The organism is Longitalea arenae, from assembly GCF_016924755.1.
Classification (GTDB): domain Bacteria; phylum Bacteroidota; class Bacteroidia; order Chitinophagales; family Chitinophagaceae; genus Niastella; species Niastella arenae.
Map to the genome: position 1 here is coordinate 1 of NZ_JAFFJX010000032.1, position 19,758 is coordinate 19,758.

Annotated in this window: 17 protein-coding genes; 11 read left to right on the plus strand and 6 right to left on the minus strand. The window is 37.5% G+C overall.

Going from position 1 to position 19,758, the window contains the following annotated elements:
- Positions 1-141: 141 nt before the first annotated feature.
- Together JT717_RS27925 and JT717_RS27930 are read right to left on the minus strand one after the other, a co-directional pair.
- Positions 142-2,028: an AAA family ATPase gene (locus tag JT717_RS27925; protein ID WP_205514648.1), complete on the minus strand. Its 1,887-nt coding sequence runs from the start codon at positions 2,026-2,028 to the stop codon at positions 142-144.
- Between the two features lie 31 nt (positions 2,029-2,059).
- A complete protein-coding gene (locus tag JT717_RS27930) occupies positions 2,060-5,164 on the minus strand; it encodes a DUF262 domain-containing protein (RefSeq protein WP_205514649.1) in 3,105 nt (1,034 codons plus the stop codon).
- Between the two features lie 510 nt (positions 5,165-5,674).
- On the opposite strand from JT717_RS27930, the gene JT717_RS27935 reads away from it, so the two are divergent.
- Positions 5,675-6,007 carry a helix-turn-helix domain-containing protein gene (locus tag JT717_RS27935; RefSeq protein ID WP_205514650.1) on the plus strand — a complete coding sequence of 111 codons (333 nt, stop codon included), beginning with the start codon at positions 5,675-5,677 and terminating at the stop codon, positions 6,005-6,007.
- A 374-nt stretch (positions 6,008-6,381) separates the two neighbouring features.
- Here the strand turns inward: JT717_RS27935 and JT717_RS27940 are convergent, their stop codons facing one another.
- Positions 6,382-7,032, minus strand: a complete 651-nt coding sequence (locus JT717_RS27940; protein ID WP_205514663.1) for a nucleotidyl transferase AbiEii/AbiGii toxin family protein — start codon at positions 7,030-7,032, stop codon at positions 6,382-6,384.
- A gap of 11 nt (positions 7,033-7,043) precedes the next feature.
- Complete coding sequence (locus JT717_RS27945) at positions 7,044-7,367, minus strand: DUF6922 domain-containing protein (protein WP_205514651.1); 324 nt, start codon at positions 7,365-7,367, stop codon at positions 7,044-7,046.
- 322 nt (positions 7,368-7,689) lie between these two features.
- Between JT717_RS27945 and JT717_RS27950 the strand changes: the two genes are divergently transcribed.
- The 7 genes from JT717_RS27950 (at position 7,690) to JT717_RS27980 (ending at position 15,383) form a co-directional block, all read left to right on the plus strand.
- Positions 7,690-9,225: a cyclic peptide export ABC transporter gene (locus tag JT717_RS27950; protein WP_369411780.1), complete on the plus strand. Its 1,536-nt coding sequence runs from the start codon at positions 7,690-7,692 to the stop codon at positions 9,223-9,225.
- Positions 9,222-10,037 carry an aspartate/glutamate racemase family protein gene (locus tag JT717_RS27955; protein WP_205514653.1) on the plus strand — a complete coding sequence of 272 codons (816 nt, stop codon included), beginning with the start codon at positions 9,222-9,224 and terminating at the stop codon, positions 10,035-10,037. The genes JT717_RS27950 and JT717_RS27955 overlap by 4 nt, the downstream gene beginning before the upstream one ends.
- 5 nt (positions 10,038-10,042) lie before the next feature.
- A complete protein-coding gene (locus JT717_RS27960) occupies positions 10,043-10,417 on the plus strand; it encodes a hypothetical protein (RefSeq protein WP_205514654.1) in 375 nt (124 codons plus the stop codon).
- A 20-nt stretch (positions 10,418-10,437) separates the two neighbouring features.
- Positions 10,438-11,178 (plus strand): thioesterase II family protein, encoded by a 741-nt coding sequence (locus JT717_RS27965; RefSeq protein ID WP_205514655.1) that lies wholly within the window; start codon positions 10,438-10,440, stop codon positions 11,176-11,178.
- 220 nt (positions 11,179-11,398) lie between these two features.
- A complete protein-coding gene (locus JT717_RS27970; protein WP_205514656.1) occupies positions 11,399-13,762 on the plus strand; it encodes an ABC transporter permease in 2,364 nt (787 codons plus the stop codon).
- Positions 13,763-13,791: 29 nt separating this feature from the next.
- Complete coding sequence (locus tag JT717_RS27975) at positions 13,792-14,433, plus strand: 4'-phosphopantetheinyl transferase family protein (protein WP_205514657.1); 642 nt, start codon at positions 13,792-13,794, stop codon at positions 14,431-14,433.
- A 41-nt stretch (positions 14,434-14,474) separates the two neighbouring features.
- Positions 14,475-15,383, plus strand: coding sequence for a glycosyltransferase family 10 domain-containing protein (locus JT717_RS27980; protein WP_205514658.1), 909 nt, complete (start codon positions 14,475-14,477; stop codon positions 15,381-15,383).
- Between the two features lie 230 nt (positions 15,384-15,613).
- Here the strand turns inward: JT717_RS27980 and JT717_RS27985 are convergent, their stop codons facing one another.
- The gene (locus JT717_RS27985; protein WP_205514659.1) at positions 15,614-15,886 is read right to left on the minus strand and encodes a hypothetical protein; all 273 of its coding nucleotides are present in this window, start codon (positions 15,884-15,886) and stop codon (positions 15,614-15,616) included.
- A 548-nt stretch (positions 15,887-16,434) separates the two neighbouring features.
- On the opposite strand from JT717_RS27985, the gene JT717_RS27990 reads away from it, so the two are divergent.
- The 3 genes from JT717_RS27990 to JT717_RS28000 all read left to right on the plus strand — a co-directional run bounded on the left by JT717_RS27990 (position 16,435) and on the right by JT717_RS28000 (position 18,036).
- Entirely contained in the window at positions 16,435-16,593 is a 159-nt protein-coding gene (locus JT717_RS27990) for a hypothetical protein (protein WP_205514660.1), read from the plus strand.
- Between the two features lie 575 nt (positions 16,594-17,168).
- Positions 17,169-17,384 carry a hypothetical protein gene (locus JT717_RS27995; protein WP_205514661.1) on the plus strand — a complete coding sequence of 72 codons (216 nt, stop codon included), beginning with the start codon at positions 17,169-17,171 and terminating at the stop codon, positions 17,382-17,384.
- Positions 17,385-17,790: 406 nt separating this feature from the next.
- The gene (locus tag JT717_RS28000) at positions 17,791-18,036 is read left to right on the plus strand and encodes a hypothetical protein (protein WP_205514662.1); all 246 of its coding nucleotides are present in this window, start codon (positions 17,791-17,793) and stop codon (positions 18,034-18,036) included.
- Positions 18,037-18,439: 403 nt separating this feature from the next.
- Here JT717_RS28000 and JT717_RS28005 read toward each other — a convergent pair whose 3' ends face one another.
- Positions 18,440-19,630, minus strand: coding sequence for an ISL3 family transposase (locus JT717_RS28005; protein ID WP_240348464.1), 1,191 nt, complete (start codon positions 19,628-19,630; stop codon positions 18,440-18,442).
- Positions 19,631-19,758: the final 128 nt, after the last annotated feature.

Here is a 19,758-nt window from a genome sequence, read left to right on the forward strand (position 1 = left end):
GAGGTTCTTCACACAATTGCAGACCATCCTGTTAATAGAGTTCACGAGCTACTTCCTCATCGCTTCAAAAAATAGTTCTTACGTGTTTTTGAGCAGCTTAGCAATATGTACTTAGTCGAAGGCATACCTTACAGGCTATATTTACCAAATTATTATATTTGACAGCGGCTGCCAATTATTTTGCCCATACCATTCACAGGATGAAAGATATCCAGCAGCGGGAAATGCAAAAGGTGATTTGGCATTCCAGTGGTTGTAAATTTCTTTATAAGCAGTTTGTAATGAATTATAAACAAACTTATCCTTTTTGACTGTTTGTCCAGGGAGCGAAACATTTCCGTTTTGTCCATAAAACTTTTTAACATGACATGTTCCTTCGCATATTTCCAAAGATTGATCCTGCATTTTTTGAATAACTAAGGCGTCACGAAGGATTACCTCGTAATAATAATAATGATTGTTTGCTTGGTTAACACAGAATATTAGCTTTATTGTTTTGCCTGCCTCCAAAACACACTTGTAAGTGTTTGGAATATTAAGATTGCTTAACTGCGCTTCAAGATTGACTATTGCTCTTTCAATTCGTAACAACTCTGTTTTGTAGATAGAGGAAATTTTTGTATAATGAGAAAGTGGATGTAGGAGGCCGTGTAATAAAGATATGATCTCATTAACAGCGGACAAACTGTTGCCTGTTCTTTTCAAGAAGTGTCTGGTTCGGTCCAAACGTTTGTTAAGCTTATGATCTGGTATAAGTACTAAATTATTATCTGAAAGTTCGTATTGTGGAATATTTATTGAAATAATTTCTTCAATCGCTTTTCTGAAATAATTTGCACTTGCAGGATAATCGGGATGTAACCGATCGTGTAAATGTCTTATTGCTCTTTCATAGTTACCAGAACTTGTAATTATTGTAGGCTTATCAAAAGTTATCGCAGCTTTTTGCTCTCTGCCAACGTATAATTCTATCGATTTCCATCCATTTTGATTATGAGTTGTAAAATAGCGTTTGGCAATGTCAAACCATCCTTTATCGTATGTGGAAATGAAAATTTGATAATCTTTAAATTCGGAATTTACAATTTCCAAAATTGGTAACCTATTGCCGGTATCTAGTCCTATAAAAATGTCGTCCAAATAAAGTATTTGAAGATCCAAATTAGGATTGTGCTTAAGGGATGATAGGTAAAGGCATATGGAAAAAGCTGATAATCTAGCCTCATTTAGCAAATCACTGTAATCACCAGTAATTAAAATGCCGTCTTTTTTAATGTTCAATCGAAGATCGGTAATTATTTTCCAATCCTTTTTATTTTTCGAGTATTGTAAAGAAATTTTTTTTAGTGTGTATGTAAGTTTAATATTTAGTTCAGAAAAATATTTTTCAAGCATTAAATTTAGAGATTCGAATATGTCTTTTAGTGTTGCTTCAAGATGGCTTTGAAATGTTGGTAAATCTTTGAGTGCTAAGACATGCCTTTTGCTTTTTCTATTTTTAGTTCCTTGTATTAAATCATAAGACAATTGTTTCCATTTTACACCTAATCTATAATTTCCACCGGTTCTAACAGGAATATGATTTTCAAGAAGAGTTTCTACAATAAGGCTAAATAGATTTGGTCGAGGGTTCTTATGGAGATAGATGTCGAGTAGATTTCTATATTCAAGAAATCCTTTGACAAGATCTGCATCTTGTATAAATCTAACTGTATTATTTGCCTTGCGTTTTCCAAAAGTATATTTCTTTTGAGTGTTGGCAATTTTTATAAATGGAGTCTGTTGAAAGTCTGCAAATTCTATTTTTATTTCCGCTTTCGATTTTCCTGTATGATAGTTACTGATAAATGGAGTGCTTTTTATTCTTGAACGAATAAAATAACTGTTTAACGCTTTAAATAATGAGCTTTTGCCACTACCATTTTCACCATAAATCAATAAATTTTCTCCATTTGAAAGATCTATTTTATCATATTTTCCATAAAAGGCTCTAAAGTTTTGAAGCTCAATAGAAATAATTCTTTTCATTGATTAAGGGGTTAGGGTATAGTTATAGGGTTTAAATAATTCCCTCAATTTCAATCACTTCTTTAATATTTGATAATCTTAAAAGAGCTGCAGTTACAGGATGATTTGGAGAACTAAACTTCTTATGTTGTTCGAAAATTACATCGTCTGCTAAGTCCAACGATTCAATTTTAGGAAGGTTTTCCATATATTTTGTCACTTCGCATTCTGCTTTCATCACTTGTTCTTTGAAATATAATTCATAAATCATGGCATCTAGAATGCGTTGAAAAAATGATCTATAACCAAGTTCTGCACTATTAATAACGTAATCAACTACATTAACGAATGGAGCTTGATCATTTGCAGATAATAGGGGGATCGGAATTTTATTTATGGTTTTTAAGGACAAATGGATTCGGCCATTCATTTCGGGTGAAACCTTTTTCAGCCAGGACCCAATAAGGCGACTAGCTATAAGTGCGGCAACAAACTTCGGATCATATCCGTGTCTTCTTACAGCGAATGTAAATACCTCGTTTCCGAAAACCCATTTTCCTTCTGTTATCGCCACAGGAAGTTTTTCCTCATTGGGATCATCGAAATGTTTTTTTAATATAATCTTTGTCTTTGATTCGATTATTTCTTTCAGCGGAGACTCGATATTTTCAAGTTGATAACTGCCTGTACCAATGCCTGTGACTGATAAACCGGAAAATTTTATGTCTTTTAATAATGTATAAGAATCTTTGTGATTTTGAGAGGATGTTTTTGATAAGTGAGAAACATTTATTCCGCTTATCCCTTCACAAATATTTGACAACGTTACAACGCCTAGCTGTTCAATTCTTTCATATACAGATACAGGCATTTTGCTGCGAATATTTCCATATTTTTGTTTAAATGCTTTTACACTTTCATCGAACTGACTTTTGCTTTTTACAAAGTCCATAAGTACAAATAATTGTACAAGGTCTTTTCGTAGGCTTTTTTTATTTTCAATTATAACTTCAAGAGGAATGTAATATAAAAAATGCCAAAGTGCATAAAAGCTTTGCTGTGTTCGGCGATTATTTTCTTTATTAAATATTTTGTCTAAGTTTTGATTTATTGCGGAAACAGAGTTGTTTTCATCACTGAAAAGCTCTCTGACCTTATGTAAGAAAACGAATTCGAATTCAAAGCACGCTCTTATAAATGCATGTTTTGATGCTGGCGCTTCAAGAGCTTTAGTAATTTCCGCTTTTGATTTAACTCTAAAAATTATTTTGTCCCCGCTTTTATAGATGTCAAGATCTTTAATAACGGATTTGTCTTTCAGATCAGGCCTATTAATTGAGTAATGTAAATAGATGAGAAAGGTATATATATTCTCATCTTCCATGCGATCATTGTTTTTTCGCAAATAAAACCAATCTTTATTATTCTTGTGAACTGCTTTTATAGTATCTATGATTTCCCTAGAAATATAAGAGTTCCACATTTCGAAAGTGTCTTCCTTAATTGGGTATGGTTTATTATTCAATCGTATAAATAAATCGATTGATTCAAAATGCTCATTATTTTTTTCTTTGATTTCTATAATCCACAAATCAAAGTTTTTTATTTTATCACGTTGGTCCTGGTCCAATTGTTCAAAAGTTCGACCATTGAGGTTTTTTAAAATTCCGCTTTTTAAATTTAAGGGGAACCCATTCTTCTCGGAGAACCGTTCTAAATTTTTTTCGTCTAAATAAGGCTTTTTAATAAATGCAAGTATTGATAGAAGTCGCTGTTGTCCATCGAGAACCTCTGAAATGTCATCTTTTCTTTTAAAAACGAAAATTGGAGGAAGCTTAATGCCTATAAGAATACTTTCTATAATTGCAGAGGATTTTTTTTTGTTAATAACCTCGTTTCTTTGGTATGGCGGCCGTATTAGAAACCGTTGTCTTGACATTAGCCTACATATGTCTTCGATTGCAATGGAGGAAGGTTCTGGTTTATTAATTCTGAGATCTTCAAAACTTTTGATCTCTTCTGATGACTTAACGGCTTGTTTGTTTTTCGCTTTAAATTCAGGATTGTTAGAGACATACTCGGAAAAATCAATGCCAAACTCCTCTGCGAAAAAAGTAGATATTATCACATACCTATTAGTAAGTTCCTTTGCAAAAGAGCTTCTTTCCATTTTAAACGCCTCAATGTTATCACCTATATATTTAACTAGCTTGTGAATTGTAGATTTATTTATTTCATGGATACTTCGGTTTTCATTTTCAAGAACGGAAAAGGCCCAAAATAGTGATTCAGAGATCAAACGGTTATAGTTAATGCCGTTTTGGTCTAAGATGTTTCTAAACTTTTTTAATAGATTAATCTTTTCTATGAATTTTCGAAATTCATTTTCAATCTGTTCTTCGGTAATTGTAGAAGAAAGGAGATCAAAAAATCTGGAAACTACTGTATCCTTCCTCACGGCGTAGTATTTGATTGGAATTTTATGTTGAACAAGTAGTTGGCGAATTTTTTTAAGAATTATTTCAATATTAGATTTTTCAAAATAAAATAATCCAGATATGTCTTCATAAAGTACCCTATCTTCCAACAGTTTTTCTTTGAAATATGAATTCAAATCGTCTGAAATGTATGCTGCCTTATCAATCTCTGTTGGTTTGAGAGGAGTGATGCCGGAATTATAGCGTTTAAAAATTTCTTTTTTTACTATTTCTTCAATTTCGTCTCCTCCATATTTTTTTGAGTGAAAGCTAAATTCTATGATGCGTAACTTTGTATCCCAAAAAAAGTCTCTATACTTTGAGTCAAGGCTTTTAAAGTATTTATTAGTTATTCCTATCGCATCCAGTTTTTGTAGCCCTTTCTTTTTTAATTTCAATTCATTATTTAGAAACCGTAATATTGTCTCATACCGTTGCCGTCCATCTATTACCTCTACTTTATCTCCATTTCTAAAATAGATGAGGGGGGGGATTTCAGTTCCAAGTAAAATGCTTTCAATGAAATATGTAGCTTTCTCGTCATCCCATACATAATTCCTTTGGTAAGAGGGCTTATAATTTGTCTTTTTTACACGTTCTTCATTGCTAAAGAGGCTGTCAATCGACATAACCTTTGGTTCTATCTTAATTAAATTCTCAAAAATTTCACTTATTTCCATTTATGATATAGTCTTAATATTAATTAAATATATAATATATATCTGGTATTCAATATGTTCGAATTGCAGTTGAGTGATTCTTCTGCATTAAGCCTAAAAATAAGTTTATAAGGTGGATAATTTTAATAAAAAATTTCCAAGTTTAAAAATTTGAAGAAATCGCGCTGTGAAGTGATTAAAAAAATGAAATCGCCACCCCTTTTCTCAAATTATATCATATCTGTCTTTCCAGAAAAAACAAAACTCACTTCGCTTCACCTGCCCGGGGATACCTATCGCCTAAAACTGGTTTACCGCCGCAGTATCACAGGAATGCTGGTCTTTCCTTAGTATTAGCATTCCTGGATAACCAGCTGGATTGAGGGAATTGGTAAATTACTGGCTTATGCTGCAATAATGCCATTAAATAATTCAAGTACTTCTTTCCATACAAAAATATTCCGAGGCTCGTATCTTACTCACATATCTTCTTATTATACCAACTGAAATTTGTTGTGTTAAACAAGTTTCATGATGGATAACAGCCGAGACTCAAATTTTGCAAAACGTCGATCAGTTACACTTGATCAGTTAGTTACCATTTCTGATTTAGAGAAGTTCAAATCCGATTTGTTATTATCGATACAAAATTTGCTTTCAGATACCAAAAGGCAGGATGAAAAGAAGTGGCTAAAATCCTATGAGGTTAAAAAGCTGATGAACATTTCCGCAGGTACACTTCAAAACTTAAGAACAAATGGTACCCTCCCTTTTACTAAAATCGGCGGAATTATTTATTACAATTTGGCAGACATTGAAAATATTATGGAAGGGCAAAAAAGTAATTTTGGTAAAAACTTCTAACTATATCAAAATCCTTACTTATGGGCTGTTCTAGTCATTATTCCAATCAATCGCCGCCCAAACTTGAACAAGTGAAAATTTATTTCCAGCAAAAGGGTATTTCGGAAAATGCGGTAGAACAATTTTTCAATTTTTATAACGCGAGGAAGTTGATTAGCAGTAAAGGCAATGCTTGTAAAAGCTGGAAAATAGCCGCCTATCAATGGATTGCCAATATCATCAAAAGACAACCGCATTTATTTAATCGGCATATACATTGACAAGTGATGATGGGGTGTCCTCTTCGCCAATATCATCGATGCTAAGCGTCTTACTTAATTGCTTGGCGATACTGTTAACGATACAACAGATCAAAATTCATGTAGTTAATATTTTCAGAGCTTTGGCCGCCTACCTTTTCTATTTTTACCATCTTCCATATCCTTTATGAACTTTTTTGCCGTTTCAGATATGCCGAAGGATAAATACGGATTTTTACTCGCAGCATTGAGTCTTTGAGAAATGTCAGCCCAATTGACATTTGCGCCGATATGCATTATCGGCATGGCGAAATCAATATCATCATAGTATGTTATAGCCCGTTTGGCCATTTCAATATTTACGTCCGGATATTTATTCTGAAAAGATTCAAGCAATTCATCCAAAGTGAACTTTTCTAATAAATAATAAACATCTACAAAATCCTTTAACCTGGTGCCATCGCTATAAATTGCATTTATCTTCATCGCTGCGATGTCCTCTAATGAAATCATACGAATTCCATCCAGAGTATTAATATCCTTGACCAGCGGGTATTGATGAGAAATGATGTCTATTTTAATATTATCAACCAGGCAAAAGACTGCGTTTGTTAGATGACGAACATCCTTAGCCTCATAATTTGAGATAAGATAGCCAGCAATGTCTTGTGAGTTGAATGAAGTTACCGAGAAGAGATCTATATCAATTGATTTTCGGTGACCGATTTGCAGAGATAGTGCGGTTCCACCAACCAGATTAAAATTTCCAAACTTACTATCGAGCATCAGTTTCTTAATTAAATCCAGTGTCCCCTTCTCGACTGTTTGCGTGTGTAGCATGCTAATTCACCCTGTTGGAGGTTAAAATAGCCGCACACTTTGTCGATTATATAATCCGGAAGATATTTGATTTCGGTCTTCAGCGCATTCACTATTGTATCATTTCCATAAAACCTTATAATTTCCTGCCATTCTTCATTATTACCACGCTCAAGAACCCGGGCGATAATACTCCGATAGCCAGCTTGCCAATCAATGGCATTATAATCCCAGTCCCAGAAAAGATATTTGGGAAGATTTGGCCTTTGGCCGCCAGTATTGCTATCATTGTATTTTACCATTGTTCTATTAAAATTAAGAAAATTGCACCAATCGCCAAATGTGTGCGGTCCACTAATAATGTTTGTCAGAACAAATATGGTTTATGTGGACTGACCTTTTTCAGAGTATAAGCCGAGGCTCAGGAAGATTTTAGATAACTATGCATACAAACCGGAGGGAAATGATAGTTCTTATGTATGTGCCTTGTATGTTTAATAATTATTCCGAGCCTCATATCTCACTCGCACATTACTCGATTTCATCAACCCAATTTTGTTTCCGTATACTTTTCAGATCTATTAAAAATTAAAAATTGGAGTTATGTAGCTGGAACCGGGATACATAGGTTGGTTTTACGTTTTTACATTTATCGTGTATATTATAAGCCGTTGGTACGTACAGTCATTGTTGATAAGAACTACAAGAGGGATGGTATTTAAACTTAGAATGGAAATGTTTGACAGGATATTTGCTGCATCTTATGAGAATTTTGAGCGTATTGACCGGGGAAGGGTATATACTACAGTGAACGACAACATTGGCACAGTTGGGAATGCAGTGAATATGATCGTCAACATCATTCCCAATCTTATTACAACGGTGGTAGCTATGATCTATCTGGCTGCTATTTCTTTCCATGCTACGCTTATACTGTTTGGTACTATTCTGCTTATTTCAACTGTTTATTACTTTACCAATAAAAAGGCACGCCGGTATTTTGAAGAAGCCAGGGAAAGCCAGGCTGTATTTATGCGCTTGTTGAATGGCATGATAGATGGATTCAAGGAATTAAGCCTTAGCAATAATAAAAAGAACGGATATAAAAAAGATATAGGTTACTGGGCTTCTGTTATTAAAGATAAAACCACCACGGCCAGCTATAAATTTTTGCGGGCGTTTATGATCGGCGAGCTGCTGCTTATCCTCATCCTTGGTGTAGTGGCTATTCTCATACCCGAATTGTTTCAGGGCATCCGGCAATATACGCTGGTTAGCTTTGTTATGGTTGTTCTTTATCTGATAGGCCCAATCAATGCGGTGATCAGTAACTGGGCTTCTGTGCTGGAGTTCAAAGTAGCGCTAAAAAGAGTGCGTGATTTTATTGCTTCAATACCTGCAGCAAATGATCCGGAAAAGGTTGCCGATGTGGTGCCTCCACGGGAAATTGAAACCTTTCATGTACAGGATCTTTCTTTCAAATACCAGGCTGCCGACAGTGAACATCCGTTTCAGATCGGCCCAGTGAACCTGCAGGTAAACAAAGGGGAGATCCTGTTTATTGTTGGCGGCAATGGCAGCGGTAAAACTACATTGGCGAAACTGTTAACCGGCCTTTATACACCGGAGCAGGGTAGGATTCTGATTGATGGTAACCCTGTTTCCGGTACGGAACTGTCGGCACATTTTTCAGCTGTGTTCAGCCCCATGCACCTGTTTCAAAAAATTTATGACATCGCTCCCGGCACACATCCCGAATCGATACAAAAATGGCTGGAGGTCATGAAGCTAAATGGAAAAGTACAGGTGTGGCCTGAAGAATATTCTCACCTGAACCTGTCGCAGGGCCAATTAAAACGCCTTGCCCTGCTGCAATGCTTTCTGGAAGATAAGCCCGTTTATCTCTTTGATGAGTGGGCCGCAGATCAGGACCCGGAATACCGCCACTGCTTTTATGAGGAACTGCTGCCATATATGAAAGGTACCGGAAAAACGGTGATTGCTATAACCCATGATGACAGGTATTTTTTTATAGCAGACAAGATCGTAAAAATGGAAATGGGGCAAACGGAACTTGTTCCCCTGAATTACAAAGTGGAGAACCTGTTCAATGCAACTCATAAAAATATTCATTCAACATTTAATTCCAGTATAGAATGAAAAAAATAGGAATTATTGGCGGAATGGGCCCCTACGCAGGGATCGAGTTGATGCGACTGATCATTAACAATACGATCGCTTCAACCGATCAGGAACACCTGCCTGTAGTGAATATCTCCATGCCCGGATATATTGCTGACCGTTCAGCTTTTCTTACAGGAAAAACGACCGTTAATCCGGGGCTCAGTATTTCGAACCTGATACTTGACCTGGAGAAACTTGGGGTAGAGATCATTGGCATTCCCTGTAATACCAGTCACGCAGAGACAATATTCTCTGTTATTCAGGAGCAATTAAACAAGGCAGGAAGCAAGGTGCTGTTGCTGAACATGATTTCGGAAACGGTAAACTATATGTCGCTCAATTATGCCAACGTACAGAAAATAGGGATCATGTGCACGAATGGCAGCTATTTATCAAATATCTATCAACAGCAATTGCAGGGAAAAGGATTCGAGGTTGAAATGCCGGAATATTATTTTCAGGACACGGTGATACACCGTGCCATTTATGATCCGGTATTTGGCATAAAAGCCGTTTCCGACCCGGTATCTGCAGAAGTGAAAGACTTACTGAATAAAGCGCTCAGCTATTTTCGCAGCAGAAATGTGCACACTGTTCTCCTTGGATGTACAGAGCTATCTGTTGCATTTAACACCATGGAAACCGATGAGATACAGTGTATAGATCCCATGCATATACTTGCCCAATCACTGATACTTGCTGCCGCTCCGGCTAAATTGAAGCACAATATCACCGGTTTGAAGTACAGCCGCATGGCTAATGAACCACATCGCTTAAGCATTAATTAATTTTTATGTTGTTACAAACTGACACTACGCACGCGATGGAGATCTTCCATTCGCCATTTAATCTGGAACAAAAAGACAATCTTGACCAATTGCCTCCATCAGCTGCCGTGTTTGGCATATTTGCTATAGTGAATGAGCAGCCCGTAAACTGTCGTTATGTTGGATACACAGATAACCTTCGACAAAGCATCGCTGCACTTTTTGAGCATGCAGAGGGCGGTTTGAAACTGTTTATGCAGGGACCCTGGATAAAAATGTTAAAGTATCAGCTAACCGGTGAACTTGCAGCTGACAAACAGCAGCAGTTTATTAATGAGTGGAATAATAAATATTATCCCCGGATCGACTCAAAAGGAGAGTACCCAGGTTATTATGAGTAAACGAGTAACCGTCATCAAAAATGAAAGAAGTGAAATTATTCTGTTTTCCCTATGCAGGAGGATCGGCAGTTTTGTATAACAGCTGGAAAAATCTACTTGATCCTGCCATTTTATTACGCCCGATAGAGCTGGCCGGCAGAGGCAGCAGGATAGCGGAACCATTTTATGCCAACATTCCTGAAATGATCACCGATGTATATAACCAGATCAGGCCTGAAATACAGAATGGGCCTTACGCATTCTTCGGTCACAGCATGGGAGCCATGATAGCTTATAAGCTTGCGCATTTATTGCGAAGGCTGGGATCACCAGAGCCGGCCTGTGTTATGTTTTCAGGCAGAAGTGCTCCGCATATAATGCGCGACGAAAGGAAGAATTATGCCCTAATGGAAGACGAAGTATTTCAAAAAGAGGTGTTGGAGCTGGGTGGAACACCTGCAGAGTTGTTTATGTATCCCGAGCTTGTTAATTACTATATGCCGTTATTAAGAAATGATTTTATGCTGGCAGAGGAAACGCCTATGACGGAAGATATTGAGCCGTTTAATTTTAATATAACTATCTTATTTGGCGCTGAGGAAGACCTGAATTGGGAACAACGAACCGGCTGGCAGGCACATACGAATAAAAAATGTAATATCCATGTTCTCAACGGGGGCCATTTTTTTATTCATACCGCAATGAAAGAGGTAACAACAATAATAAACGATACCATCAGGGACGAAAGGTGTGGGGCCATGGCCAACCGATATGTTCGCTAATGTGCCTTAATAACGCACAATAATTGTCCGGAATCGGACACCCGGCTTTTTTAACCCTTTTACTAAATCACTAAAAACCAATAGGATAAGTTTTGGTGTTGTATTTGGTCTGCATATTTCCAAAATGCTCTAAATTTAAAAGCTTAGTCATTAAATTAATATGATTAAAAATTTTATTATAACAGCGTGGCGGAACCTGTTGAAATATAAGTTTAACAACATGTTGAATATAGCGGGTCTTGCGCTTGCGATGGCTTGCTGTCTCTTTATTATCGTATATGTTAAAGATGAATTGAATTACGATAAAGGTTTCCCAAAGGCCAACCGTATATTCAGGATTACCAATGAGGGTTTAGGTAAGAACATAAAGCACCTGGCTGCTACTTCCCCCGTGGTAGCATCTACGATCAAAAATTATATTCCTGAAATACAGCAAACAGGCCGGCTGCATTATATTGGTTCACAACTTATTGCCCATGAACGGGACAACGGGACGGAGGTAAAATTTGAGGAGAAGGAAGGGTATCATGCCGATCCGGAAATACTCAGCATGTTCAACCTGCGGTTTATTGCCGGTAACCCGCACACTGCTCTTAATGATGTAAACTCCGTTGTTTTGACAGCCGAAATGGCTGAAAAATACTTTGGAATGGTGTCACCGGTAGGAAAAACGCTCATCGTATCGCGGGATACAGATCGTATAGTAATGAAAGTGACAGGTGCTTTAAAACCACTGAACTTTAAAACCCACCTAAAATTTAATTACCTGATCTCTATGTCTACGTTTAATGCTTCGGTAGATGAGGGATTGCTTACAAGTAAAAGGTGGTCGGGATTTTATACGTATGCTTTGTTGGACGATGCCAAAAATTACGCACGTGCGGCTGGTAAAATGAAAGAATTTACTGCAGGCTTTTATGCTTCACCCACTGAAACCCGTGAGCAGGTACTAAGGGAACAATTATTTCATTTGCAGCCAATCACTGACATCCATTTGCATTCGAAACTTGAAAAAGAGATGAATGCCAATAGCGACAGCACTTATATATACATCTTTTCCTTTGCAGCTATCCTGATCATGTTGATGGGGTGCATCAATTTTATGAATATTTCCATCCTGCAATCAATCAGGCGCATGAAGGAAATAAGTGTTCGTAAAATATTAGGGGCAACCATGAAGCAAATGATGGTACAAACGCTGGGTGAATCATATCTGCATATACTTTTGTCAGTGGGAATTACCTTGTTTTTATTCTTCCTGTTTCTACCTGTTTATAATGAATTAATAGGGGTAAATTATAGTTACCGGGATGTTTTTGAGCCCGAAAACGTTATTATTTTGCTATTGCTGATAATTGCAGTAGGATTGTTATGTGGGTTATACCCCGCCACGTTTGTTTCAGGTTTCACCCCCCTGAATGCTTTGAAAGGAAAGAAGACCAGCACACCCTCTATTGGTCCTTTGTCGAAAACATTTATCGTTTTCCAGTTCATAGTATCCATATTCCTCATCATCTGTACTATTGTGATCAACCGGCAAATGTTATTGTTCAGTAATAAAAACCTTGGTTTTGACAAGCAACAATTGCTGGCTGTAAAGTTATTTGGCGATACAAGAGAAAAGGTAATACAAAGCATAGGTACGTTGCGCGGGCAATTGTTGAATACCAACGGCATCACCGAAATGAGCCTTGTATCGCGCTTGCCCGGTGAACGCCTGGGAATGGACCAATTTGTTGTTGATAATGTACCTGATGTTGAATCTCGTCCGGAAGTGAGGTTTATGTGGGCTGATGAAAATTTTGTACCTGCCATGCGATTGGAAATGAAGCAGGGGAGGAACTTTTTCCAGGGCAATTCATCATCAGGCACTGCATTTATTTTGAATGAGAGTGCAGTGAAAGCCCTTCATTTGAAATCGCCTGTGGGAATGGTGGGCACTATACAGAATAATAAAGGAGAAATTGCAGGAGTTGTGAAAGATTTCAATTTTTCGTCCCTCCATGCCGGCGTAGAGCCTTTGGTGATCCAGTATGATCCTAATAAAACAAATTACCTGTTATTAAAGGTCATCGGGCGTAATGTGCAGGAAGCTATTCATCAACTGAAAACCAAAGTTAATGATATTTCACCTGGTGCACTGTTTTCCTATTCCTTTGTGGATGAAAACCTCGATCGCTTGTATGAATCTGAAAAGCGTATGTTGAATGTATTTACGTTTTTTACCATTCTTTCTATAATAATATCCTGCCTGGGGATTTTCGGTATTTCGTCCTATGTCAGCAATTTGCGCATAAAGGAAATAGGTATACGCAAAGTATTGGGCGCATCATCTGTTCACCTGATATTGCTGCTTTGTAAACAATTCCTTTGGTTTGTTGGCATTGCTTTCCTGCTGGTTAGTCCATTTGCATGGTGGTCAATGAACAAATGGTTGTCTGATTTTGCGTACAGGATTGACCTTCAGGTATGGATGTTTGTATCAGCCGGTGCGTTATCGGGTATTATAGCGTTTCTTACTGTGGTCAGTCATGCCATCCGAACTACTCGTATAAATCCAATCAAAAGCATAAGGGTAGAATAAGTAGCATAACTTAATAATTCCGGTTTATAATGATGGAATTACTTTATTTCGACATTAATTTAATGCCGGATGCTAAAATTGTATTGTATTGCCGAATGTTACCCCGCTTTATGCAAGAGGAAATTCTTCGCTATAAGTCTCCAGCAGATCAAAAATCGCGATTGGTTTCAAGATTGATGCTAAGAAAAAGCCTGGAACGATCAGGGCATCTCGATTTTTTTGATAAGTTAAAAAGAAACGAACATAACAAGCCCTATATTGATAACTGGAATTCATTCAGTATTTCTCATGCCGGAGATCTGGTTATTTTTTGCAAGGCGGATTATTCTATAGGTGTAGACATAGAAAGAAAAGCCGAATTTAACTACACGGAAATTATACCCTATTTTCATCCCGAAGAACAGCAATACATTCTTTCCTCAAAGAACCTGCAACAGGCGTTTTATGAAGTATGGGCCAAAAAAGAAGCTTTTTTAAAAGCGATTGGTACTGGAATTGTGAACGGGTTAAATGAATTGAGTTGCATTCACCCCAATATAAATTACGGCGGTACGAAATGGCATTTTCATGATCTTCAAATACACCCCGGTTACACAAGTTGGCTCTGTGCTTCTGTAGAAACAAATAAAATAGTGAAAAGCAAATTTTCACTTTTTTCCGCTGGTTGCTAGCAAAGGAGCACTTCAATCAAAATATTATTAAACTATTACAAATGGCCAAAAAGAAGATACTCCTTTATAACCGCACGTGGGATATGAAGGAAAATGAAGAATATAACTTTCCTATTATCGATGGATTTGATATAACTACAGAACACAGGTATTTTGATGAGGCAGTGGCTGTAATATTCCATATGCCTACGTTGCTTGAGAAGGATAGTATACTGGATAAAAGAAAAAAGAAGAAAGATCAATTGTGGGTATTCTGGTCAATGGAATGCGAGCGTCATTATCAATGGCAATACAAACCGGAAATTTATCAGTTGTTTGATATTAAGGCTACCTACAAATTGGACTCAGATGTACCTGTTCCTTATTTAGGACCTAATTATTTGGAGTTATTGCGGAACGAACCGGCTCCCAAGAAGGAATTGATCAATGCCTTTATTTCCAGCGCCTTTAACCAAAGTAACAGGCTGGACTACCTAAAGCAATTAATGTCCTATGTTGACGTGCACTCTTATGGAAAACAGTTCAACAACAAACCCCTTATTGATGATGCAGGCAAGGATACTAAAGAAACAATCATATCGCAGTATAAATTTACAGTTGCGTTTGAAAACGCAATTGACAAAGATTATGTTACTGAAAAATTTTATGACCCATTAATTGCTGGTTCAATTCCCATTTACTTGGGTGCTCCAAACATTGAAGAACTGGCGCCAGGAGAACATTGCTTTATTAACGTTCATGCTTTCCCTTCCGTTAAAGCGCTTGCAGATTATCTGAAGCACCTTGATGCTGACGAAAACGCCTATCAGGAATATATGAGATGGAAAAAACGGCCTTTTAAAGATCAGTTTATGAAAATGGTGGCTACAGTTGACAAACCTCCGCTGGTATCTCTTTGTAATGTTATATTAAAAAAAGCCAAAATAAAACCAATAGGTTCAATTAACTAAATACTACTAACTGTGTTGATGTTCGAACAGTTGTTGTATCGAAACCGGACAGTATAGATTTTGAACAGAAAAGAAACGATTGATTTTCAACAACTAAATTTGTGGCATTATTTTATCATTTACACTACTTCGTTATAGCAGTTCGTTTGTATAACGAACTAAGCGGTCTCTTGTCTAGGAGACCGCTTCTTTAATAATGGAAGATTTGAACTTTTTGTCTTTTGCCAGTTTTACTTTTTTATTCTTCGAAACAATTCCTCTTCTGACTTTCGCACCTGATTGAAGTCGATCTTTTTATCGAGGATAGTACTTTTTAAAAATGTAACAGCTTCTTTTATTATTTCGGCACAGAAAGGGGCCTCTGAAATTAGTAAATCCCATTTTTTTACTTCAGCCTCATCTGTTTTAAAATACCAAGCAAGAAAGCTTTCGTTTTGGATCAGTTCTTCCACAGAATTAAAACATGAACTATTCATGGCTAATGGTAAATGTTGTATTTGCAATTTACTGTATTTTCGATTGATTTAGGCATCCGACTAACGTTATTCATTAATACTAAATGGCTTAATTCTGTAATGAAAATGTATTTTGTACTCTTGCAAAATTAACGCTACAATTAGTTTTACTTTGACAAGTTTAAGATGAATACTTCCATTCTCTTTTTTCGTCGCTGTTAATGTCGTTTATGAATTTGATCCATGACTCATCATGAGAGATTCCTTTTCTCGGATATACATTTAGCATGAATTACAATAATATTTTTCTGCACTCACTGCCGCATATATTGCTACCTGGCAGTTATCTAGTTTAACTATAGTGCCACAATATTGCCACGCTTAGTCTACTGAGTGTTCGCCTTTTTGCGATACGAGGCATCCCAGAGCGATTCGCGTTTTTGTTCCTGGAAAACACCTTTTACATACTGTATTGAGAACCGCATTTTATTGTGTGTGCCGGTTTTGAAGACTTCCAATATTGGATCATATACTTATCAAGCCGCTTTTCATCGGCCGAGTGTTGCTTATGGGAGCATGGTCTATATTTATTTGGAGTGATTACATGGCACGAAAATCTCACTTCCGTTGCAGGCAGAGAAGCAGAAATAATAGTTGGTATAAAAGAAACCGGTGCCGATGCAGCATTTTATACTGTAGATGTAACCAACAAAAAAGCCGTGGCAGGTTTGATTGAAGCATTCCTCCTGCTGTGAGGAATGCTTTAGTTTAAAGATTCCGGCGTATTTGCTGATTTATTTTGGTCACATTGTGCGCATACTCAGACCGCTGGTAAATACCACCTACTATTTAAAAGTTACCGAATGATGAAGGTGAAATCGCGTATGATTCAATGACTGGTGCATTAAAGCTTGCGCCAATTGCAAATGCAGGCAGGGATACCACCGTATGTGCCAATAAAGTGGTTTTCCTAAGGACTCCGGAAATACCCGGCTATACACCAATGGTATTTATTCCCAAATGGAACATGGGTTGGCGGAACTTTTGGCACAACAGCCCAGGTGCGATTGTATACTACCGATAATAGTACCTATAGATTGAAAGTCGTAGGCGCCAACGGCTGTCCGGCATATGACACCGTCATAGTTTCCATGTTATACAGTGGTGCCCAGGGTGGCGTTAAAAGGTCCGCCGGCTGTTACTGTTTGCAAAGGTGAGCCGCTGACATTTACCGCCACTATTTACAATATGGGCGCTAACCCAGTATACCAATGGAAGTTGCGTAACCATAAAGTAGGTACGAAATAGTAGCATATATACGACCGATTCGTTGAAAAATGGCGACCGGATAGGCGTTGATGTTATACACAATAATATTTGCGAATTACAGTCAACGGTAGCATCCACTACTGGAAGCTATACTGTACAGGATGTGTTAAATCCCGTTGCCTTTACAGGTAATAATGTAATTAATGAAGGCGATGTGGCCGTGATCAATGCAGCCATTTCCAATGCCAACCGACTATTAGTTGAAATGGCAGGATAGTACCAGCACACATGACTGGCAGGATCTTCTATCACAATCCGTTGCCACTACTTATAATTACAAGGCAGCAGCTACAGGTCGTAAAATAGCCCAGGCGCTCAAACAGGATATCATTTTAAGTGGCTCGCAGCTCAGAACTACCCAGACTTTCGAACGATCAACAACTTCCGCAGCAGCAAGGCCAAAGAGGTCATAGAGGAACTGCTTAAAGAGTTATTGGAGTTTCTGCTGGAGCACAGCTATATAAAAATGGAAACAACTTCTGTGATGGCAGTACGTTTCGGGAAGATGCCAATCAGCACAAAATGATATGGAAAAAGAATGCAGAGCGTTACAAAAAGGCCAAAGAAAAATGCAAGCAATTATTTAAACAAAGACTAACTGAACAATCAGGAGGATAGCCAGTATGGCATTGGTGATCTGGAAGAAAATGGCGGGTCATTCACCGCTACCCAAGAAGCCATCATTGAACAGATATCGCGGCTTAATGAAAAGCTTAAGACAGCCACAGATAAACGAACCCAACGAAGGGGGAACAATAAAAAAGAAACTGAAAGAAGCAGAAAGTAAAATAGATAAATACGACGCTCAGTCAGCCAAGCTGGCAAACGCAGTGGCTATAATAAAAACGAGGTTGATGCCAGTGCTATGATGATGAAAAATAAGGTAGAAATACTTCCGGCCTATAATGTGCAGGCAGGCAGTGAGAACAATTTATTACTGGGGTGAGCGTACATCAAAACACCAATTACAGGGTATGCTTCAAAGACCATATCGAACAGACCGCTGTACAACAACCTTTTGCTCCTGACAGGGTTATAGCAGACTGTATCTTTGGAACAGAACAAAACTATGAGCTGCTTAAAGGCAGAGAGATAGAAAACTACCGGAAGTCCAACACTTACCATTCAGAACAAGCGAAAAAGAATGAAAGCAATCCTTTTCTAAAAGACAACTTCTCTTACGATCCTTTAATGGATAGTTACGAGTGTCCCAATGGCTTGTGTATAATCCGGTTCATCTTGACCACCTGTTCCGATGATGTTGGTTCTTCGTCAAATTTGGGGGTCAGTTATTCCAAGAATCATTCTCTTTCTTAACAGATTAAAGCTTGCACGGCCATACATCTGTCTCTTAACTGTTTTTAATTTATTGATTTGACCTTCTACTTGCCCATTGCTCCATTGAGTCGAGAATGCATTTTTTACGGCAGTAAAATCAGTCAGAAGCCCTTTTGCAAATGCCTTTAATTCATTTATTGAGCATTCCATCGATTTGTCAATCCATCCCCTTAGTTTATCACCCTGCTTCTTTTCCATTATTGCTTTAAACTCCTGTACCAAATCAATAGCTATATTTATGTCAGATGATTTTTCCTTGAGAATATTAAGAAGGGCCTGTTCGCTGCTTGACAGATCACTTTCACATTTATATACTAACAGGCTTACTTTTGCGGCGCTCCATGATTGTCGTGGAATATAGGATCTATTTGTTTTATTTCTGGTTCTTGTATGGTTTCTAAGAAACTGGTATACTACAGAACGACTGCCACCGTAACCGAGTTGTTTTATCTCCTTCCACAGTTGGATTACCTCGATGCCTGGACATTCTTTTATTCTTTCTTTAAAATAATTAGCAAATTTTAGTATTTCGGATCTTGGGCCATTTTTACTAGGTGGCTCATCCAGGTGAATATATTTTCTTACGGTATTGCGGCTCATTTTTACAATCCCTGCGATGGCTCGTATTGGTGTACCTAATGCATAAAGTTGTTTAATTTCACATAGCTTTGAAGTTCGTTCTGTAGCAATGCTATGCTCGGTTAAAAGCGGGTTCTCATTATCAGGATTTATTTGCTCATGTTTAGATTTTTCTGCACAAGCTATTTCTTCCCTGCGAAGCTGTTGTCTTTTCCTTTCGAGAAACTTCTTAACTGCGTCTCCCATATTCTTAAGCAAATGCCACCGATCTGCCACTTGCATTGCTGCAGGAGCACCATTTTTTATTCCATTGGCATATTTTACATATCGATCTCTTGTTACAAGCTTAATATGACTTTGTGCTCGCAGCCACTTCTCTACAGAGCTAGCTTCCCTGTCAGGAAGCAAATCAATAATCTTTCGATCCTTTAGATCAATAATTGCTGTGCCATAGGTGTGGCCTTTCTTATAAGCCCAGTCATCAATACCAATGTGGGAAGGTGCCGTTGGTACGTTAATATCTTTTTTATAAATATGCCGGATCAAGGTATCCCTCCGGCCAAGTACATCTTTTTAAAGAGTTAGCCGAATGTTAGCTTAGTTCTTTAAAACCAGGATATGGAATCAAATAGTATCACCAAGAAGGCCAAGGTTTTTAGAAGTAAGCAGGAAAT